The organism is Spirochaetota bacterium, from assembly GCA_026415295.1.
Taxonomy (GTDB): Bacteria; Spirochaetota; JAAYUW01; order JAAYUW01; family JAOAHJ01; genus JAOAHJ01.
Window position 1 is genome coordinate 210,406 of record JAOAHJ010000023.1, and the last position, 6,455, is coordinate 216,860.

Sequence of the window (6,455 nt, forward strand, 5' to 3'; positions counted from 1 at the left end):
ATTAAATATAGTTTATGATCATTATAAAAATATTAATTTAAATATCTAATATCTTTAAATTTTTATATATGATATTATTTTATTAACTACTTCATCAAAATTTAAATTAGTTGTATCAATTTCAATAGCATCAGGGGCTTTTCTTAGAGGATTCATCTCTCTTGAAGAATCTATAGTATCTCTTTCTTTAATATTTTGTAAAACTTTTTCATATGAATCTTTTTTACCATCTTGCAACCATCTCCTTTTAGCTCTCTCTTCATCAGAAGCATATAAAAAAAATTTATATTTTGCTTCAGGAAATATAGCAGTCCCTATATCCCTGCCTTCAACGACCCATTTACCAGTTAAGCCAATTTTTCTTTGTAAATTCCCGCAAAAATCTCTAATTTCTTTTATTTTAGCAATTTTTGAAACATTATTATTAACCTCATTACTTCTTATTTCATACGAAACATTTTGAGAATTTAGGAAAGTATTTTCACCATCAAATTTTATTTCAATATTTTTTAAAATTTCATTTACTTTTGCATTTTCATTATCAGGTATATCTATATTATTTTTAAGAAAGTATAGGGTTACTGCTCTATACATAGCTCCGGTATCAAGGTATTTAAAGTTCAATCTTTTAGCTAACTCCTTTGCTGTAGTAGATTTCCCAGTACCAGAAGGGCCATCAATGGCTATTATAATATTATCTGAATCTATTTTATCCATATTTTTCTCCATAAATATTTATTCCCATAATTTAAAAAATCTATTTTAATACAAATCTTTTTTTAATTTTTTTAACTTAATTTTATTTACATCTTCTATACTAATTAATCTAGTTTTTCCATATTTTAAATCACCTAATTTTATATCATCTATAGCTGTTCTAATTAATCTTTTTATTGGCTGTGAAAAATATTTAGCTACATTTCTTATTTCTCTATTTTTACCTTCTATCAAAACAATTTTAACTGAATAATTATTTATTTTTTTAACATTTTTAGCTTTGTATAAAATATTATTTATATAAACACCATTTAAAAAACCAATTATAAATTCATTACTTATTTCTTTAAAAGAGATCAAAACATATTCTTTTTCAATTTTGTAAGAAGGATGAATTATTAAATTAATAAAATCTCCATCATTAGATAAAATTAATAGTCCTTCAGATAAAAAGTCAAGCCTTCCTGCAATTCTTAAATTTTTAATGTTTTTATAATCATAATTTAAAAAATCAAGTACAATTTTTTTATCTTTTAGAAAGTTATCATTTCCTCTTTTTAATGTAGAAACTACTTGCGGAGGTTTATTAAATGCAATGTAAAACTTATCCAAAATAGGTTTAATAATTTTGTCATTAACTTTTACTATTTCATCTAAGCCAACATTAAAATATGGAGTTAAAATTACTTTGTCATTGACTTTAACTTTACCCTCTTTTATTAAAATTTCTGCTTCTCTTCTAGAAATAGATGAAAAATTAGAAATAAATTTCTGTAATTTCATATCATAATATTATATAATATTATTTTATATTTTATTTATTATAATTATTATAATCCATTGATTTTTTATAAATTATCCATTATATCTTTTTTATTATATAATTAAATTACTTTTTATTTTATTATCTTATCTTTTTATTGTTTCTATTTATGCTCAATAAATTTCTGATAAATTTTAAATATTTTTAACAATATGCTCAACAAATATTTTCAAACCAATTAAAATCAATATAACTCCACCAGCAATCTCAAGCTTATTCTCAAAAAGATGACCAATTTTATTACCAATAAATACTCCAATAAAACATATTATAAAAGTTATTAAGCCAATTATCAAAATAGGAATAAATATCAATACTTTAAGAATTGCAAAACTTATTCCAACTGCAAAAGCATCTATACTTGTTGCAATTGACATCAAAATCAAAAAAGAAAAATCAAGACATGTTTTTTTATTATTAGATAATTTTTTTTCATCAACTGGACAAGCTTCTAATTCAAGTTTTCTTGAACTTAATATCATCTTTATTCCTAAAAAAAGAAGTATCCCAAAAGCTATAAAATGATCAAATTTTTGAAAATACTTTGCAATATTTATGCCCAAAGCCCATCCTAAAAGAGGCATAATAGCTTGAAAAAAACCAAAAAAAAAAGCAATTCTAAAGGCATGTCTTATTTTTAATGATTTTATTAAATAACCGTTTGTAATAGAAACAGCAAGAGCATCCATAGAAAGACTTATTGCTATTAAAATTGTTTCTAAATAAAACATTTAATTTCTCCTAAAAAATTTAGCTGAAATTTTTAAATTTTAAAATTAAATAAATATATAGTTTTCTTCTATTTTCTATAAATTATATAACAATAAAATTTTTACAACTCACTAATTAGTATGTATTTAATAAAGTTAATATATAAATATTTAACTTCAATTTTAATAATTTTTAAATTATAAAAAATCCTTTTAGAATCAGAAAATATAAACTTTATAAAAATGAGAATTAAAAATAAAGAAAATTAAAGTTAAAAATTTCTAAAAAAATTTGACAATTAACTTTTAATATAGAATTTAAATAATTTTGCAAAAAAATTAAATATATAATTTTAATTATAACTTTTTATTAAATCATTTATTTTATCAATTTTTTCATTTAAAATATCTTTATTTGAAGCCTCAACAATTAATCTTAAATATGGCTCAGTATTTGATGGTCTAATATTAAACCACCAATCTTTAAATTCAACTCTAAATCCATCAAAATCATAAAAATTAACTGGATCTTCTTTTGATATAAAATAATTTTTAATTTTCTCCATTATTTCTAACTTATTTTCAACTTTAAAATTTATTTCTCCTGAATTGAAGTATTTTATTATATTTTTAAATTTTTCAGATATAGTTAATCCATTTTTTCTTAAATAATTTAATTCATTTAAAACAATTATCGAGGCAAGTATCCCAGAATCACAATAAAAAAAATCTTTAAAATAGTAATGACCTGCAAGTTCACCACCAAATACAGAATTTAATTCTTTAAGTTTCTTTTTAGCATAAGCATGGCCTACTTTCCATAAATAAACATTACCACCTAGTTTTTTAATATAATCAATTGTTGATTTTGAAGTTCTTATATCGCATAAAATAGTTTTATTATCAAGTTTATTTCTATATCTTTCTGAAAAAAAGAATTCTGAAATTAATGCTATTAGATAATCTGGTTGAATAAAATTTCCTTTATCATCTATAAACATTACTCTATCTGCATCTCCGTCAAAAATAATTCCCAAATCACTTTTATTTTTAACAACCTCATTTACTATCTGTTTTCTATTTTCCTCTTCTAAAGGATTTGGCTCATGTGCAGGGAAATTGCCATCGATAAAATCATTTATAAATTTAAAATTAGTGGGGAAAAGATCTTTGACTATTATTGAAGCCATACCATTGGATAAGTCAACTGAAATGTTTAAATCTTCATAATTTTCTATAAATTTGTTTAAATATTTTTTATAATCATCTAATACATTAAAATCAAATATCTTTCCTTTGCTTTTAGAAATCTCTAATTTTTCTTCTCTTACCATTTTTTCTAAAATATTTAAGCCATTATCATATCCAATAGGTACAGAATTTTCACCAGATATTTTAAATCCATTATACTCTTTAGGATTATGGGAAGCTGTGATTTGAACTGATCCTTTAAAATTATAATAGGATGTTCCAAAATATATCATAGGTGTTGTAGAATAACCACAAGAATAAACATCTGCTCCTGAATCAGTAATTCCCTCAGATAAAAAATAGAAAATTTCATCTGAAGACAACCTACCATCATGTCCAACAAGTATTTTATCAGTTTTAAGAAGCTTTGGTATAAAATAACCTATTTTATAAACATCATCTTTATTAAAATCTTTATTATAAATTCCTCTAATATCGTATGCTTTATATATTCCCACATTTCCTCCCTAATAAAATTAAATAAAAAATAAAAATTTTAATAAAATTAAAAATTAAAAATAAAATCATATATTTGACTTATAACAATATCTATCTGTTTTTCTCTACTTATAGTTGAGTTTAAATCACCTTTCTGAAATCCATAATAACCAAATTGAGAATGGTTTCCTCCCTCTATTAAAAAAAATTTTGTAGTTAATGGCAATAATTTCTTTTTAATTTCAATTTTTTCAGGAGAAACTAACCCATCATTTGTAGCATATATAGATAATACTCTGAGGTTTAAATAAGAAATATCTTTAGATGGATAAGAAGCAAGTAAAATAAGCCCTGAAAGTTTTTTATAATTATTTTTTGAATATAAAGTTGCTGCCACTCCACCTAAAGAGTGCCCACAAATATACCACTTAAAATTTTTATATAAATTGATATATTTTTCTATCTTTTTAATTCCAAAAAATGCTAAATTAAATGGCATTTTAATAAGTATTGAATTTATACCTTTTTCAGCAAGTTTAAAGCATATAGGAGAATAGGATTTATAATTTACATGACCCCCAGGATAAAAAACTAAAAATTTATCAGTTAAACTTTTTGAAATAAAAAATATATCTTTGTTTTTTTTTATCTCAATTTTGACTTTTTCATTACTTACCAAGTATTTATTAACCTCTGATAAATTTTTGTAAGATCCTAAACTCCATATATATAATATAAAAAAAACAACAAAAAAAAATATAATAATTACAAAAAGAAATTTTAAAAAAATTCTCTTTATTATTGAGGAAAGTTTTTCCATAAATAATACCCTTAAATTATTTCTAATAAATAGATTTTATTTTCTTAAATTCTTACTCATTACTATTATATCATCTCTTTCATAATATCCTATACTCTTATAAAAATCCATAACTTTTATATTTTTTTTTGTAACAAAAAGATGAATTTTATAACAATTAAATTTATTTTTTAATAAGTTTTCAACGTATAAGATACTATATTTTCCAAGACCACTATTTCTCAAATCTCTTCTTACACAGAGATGAATAATATAGCCTCTTCTTCCATCCCATGTACCCCAACAAGTTGCACAAATTCCTTTTCTATCTTTTAATATTAGGAAAAGTTCAGGATTAAATTTTTTTGCCTTACTTATTTCTTCAATAGTATCAGTTGGACTAACCTCTATATCATTTTCTTTCCAAAACTTTATAAGTTCTTCTGGTTTTGCTTTTTTAAATGGTAAAATTTCTAACTCTAAATTATCTTTTAATATAAGTTCCATAAATGTTATTTACCTCTTTTCTCTATTTTTTTTAATGAATAAAAATACTTATAAAGAAAGTCTTTTAATTCAAATAAATTAGTTTTATTTTTAGCTGAAATAAAAAAAGAATCAGGAAACTTTATTTTAAGATTATCTAATATAATAGGATCTATTTTATCACATTTATTAAAAACTAAAATTCTTGGTATATCTTTACAATTTATATCTTCTAAAGTGTTATTAACTGTTTCAATATGATCTTCAATAAATTCAGATGATGCATCAACAACATGAAGTAAGAGTTTTGAATATTTTATTTCAAGAAGGGTTGTCTTAAATGACTCAACTAAATGATGAGGTAAATCTCTAATAAAACCAATAGTATCTACCAACAAAATACTCAATTCACTATTAAAAAAGAGTTTTTTGCTTTTTACTTCAAGAGTTGAAAATAAAAGATCCTCTTCGAGTTGATCTGCATTAGTTAAGGCATTTAATAGTGTCGATTTTCCTGCATTAGTATAACCAACAATAGAAACAGTATATATATCTCTGTGGGAACCATATATAAGATGAAAATGTTTTTCAATCTTTGATAATTTTTTCTTAAGTAAAGAGATTCTTTTATCTATATTTCTTCTATCAATTTCAAGTTTAGTTTCACCAGCACCACCTTTAATTCCAATTCCTCCTCTAATTCTGTCAAAATCTTCATAAGAACCAACTAATCTTGATTTGATATATTTTAAATTTGCAAGTTCTATCTGAATTTTAGAAACAGAAGAAGATGCTCTTCTATAAAAAATCTCATAAATTATCTCTGTTTTTGTTATTACTTTAACATTAAATAAAGAATTCAAATTTTTCTGTTGAGAAGGAGATATATCTATGTTGATTCCCAAAAATTGAATCTTATAGTTCTTTATTTTTTCTTTTATGTTATCAATATTTCCTCTCGATATAAATGTTTTTGGATTGATCTCTTTTAAAATTATAACGACAGGATCACCTTTATTAACAACATCAAGGGATGCAGTATAACACAATTCGAGCATCTCTTCCCTTATTTCTTCTTCATATTTTTGACCTCTATAAGTATTCAAATTAGGAGTATTACAAAAAATCGTTACAAGAAAAATCTTATTTTGATTATTTAAAATATTTCCCAATTTAATTTAACTAATTTATATTTTTTATATCCTTCTTTTAATTATATTATATATTAAAA

The 6,455-nt window shown here is 22.4% G+C and carries 7 protein-coding genes; all 7 read right to left on the bottom strand.

Annotated features, from left to right (window positions below; all coding sequences use genetic code 11):
• Window positions 1-54 precede the first annotated feature (54 nt).
• Entirely contained in the window at window positions 55-717 is a 663-nt protein-coding gene (cmk, locus tag N3A58_05795; GenBank protein MCX8058908.1) for a (d)CMP kinase, read from the bottom strand.
• Between the two features lie 45 nt (window positions 718-762).
• On the bottom strand, window positions 763-1,500 hold the full coding sequence (locus N3A58_05800) for a pseudouridine synthase (GenBank protein MCX8058909.1): 738 nt from the start codon (window positions 1,498-1,500) through the stop codon (window positions 763-765).
• A gap of 174 nt (window positions 1,501-1,674) precedes the next feature.
• On the bottom strand, window positions 1,675-2,271 hold the full coding sequence (locus N3A58_05805) for a manganese efflux pump MntP family protein (protein ID MCX8058910.1): 597 nt from the start codon (window positions 2,269-2,271) through the stop codon (window positions 1,675-1,677).
• A 332-nt stretch (window positions 2,272-2,603) separates the two neighbouring features.
• Window positions 2,604-3,959 (bottom strand): phosphomannomutase/phosphoglucomutase, encoded by a 1,356-nt coding sequence (locus N3A58_05810; GenBank protein ID MCX8058911.1) that lies wholly within the window; start codon window positions 3,957-3,959, stop codon window positions 2,604-2,606.
• Between the two features lie 47 nt (window positions 3,960-4,006).
• A complete protein-coding gene (locus N3A58_05815) occupies window positions 4,007-4,759 on the bottom strand; it encodes an alpha/beta hydrolase (GenBank protein ID MCX8058912.1) in 753 nt (250 codons plus the stop codon).
• Window positions 4,760-4,795: 36 nt separating this feature from the next.
• Entirely contained in the window at window positions 4,796-5,245 is a 450-nt protein-coding gene (locus tag N3A58_05820; GenBank protein MCX8058913.1) for a GNAT family N-acetyltransferase, read from the bottom strand.
• A gap of 5 nt (window positions 5,246-5,250) precedes the next feature.
• Window positions 5,251-6,396 carry a GTPase HflX gene (gene hflX, locus N3A58_05825; GenBank protein ID MCX8058914.1) on the bottom strand — a complete coding sequence of 382 codons (1,146 nt, stop codon included), beginning with the start codon at window positions 6,394-6,396 and terminating at the stop codon, window positions 5,251-5,253.
• Window positions 6,397-6,455 lie beyond the last annotated feature (59 nt).

Bases quoted from the DNA above. Each gene is read 5' to 3' on its own strand.
- cmk (MCX8058908.1), bottom strand. From the start codon at position 717: ATGGATAAAATAGATTCAGATAATATTATAATAGCCATTGATGGCCCT.
- N3A58_05800 (MCX8058909.1), bottom strand. From the start codon at position 1,500: ATGAAATTACAGAAATTTATTTCTAATTTTTCATCTATTTCTAGAAGA.
- N3A58_05805 (MCX8058910.1), bottom strand. From the start codon at position 2,271: ATGTTTTATTTAGAAACAATTTTAATAGCAATAAGTCTTTCTATGGAT.
- N3A58_05815 (MCX8058912.1), bottom strand. From the start codon at position 4,759: ATGGAAAAACTTTCCTCAATAATAAAGAGAATTTTTTTAAAATTTCTT.
- N3A58_05820 (MCX8058913.1), bottom strand. From the start codon at position 5,245: ATGGAACTTATATTAAAAGATAATTTAGAGTTAGAAATTTTACCATTT.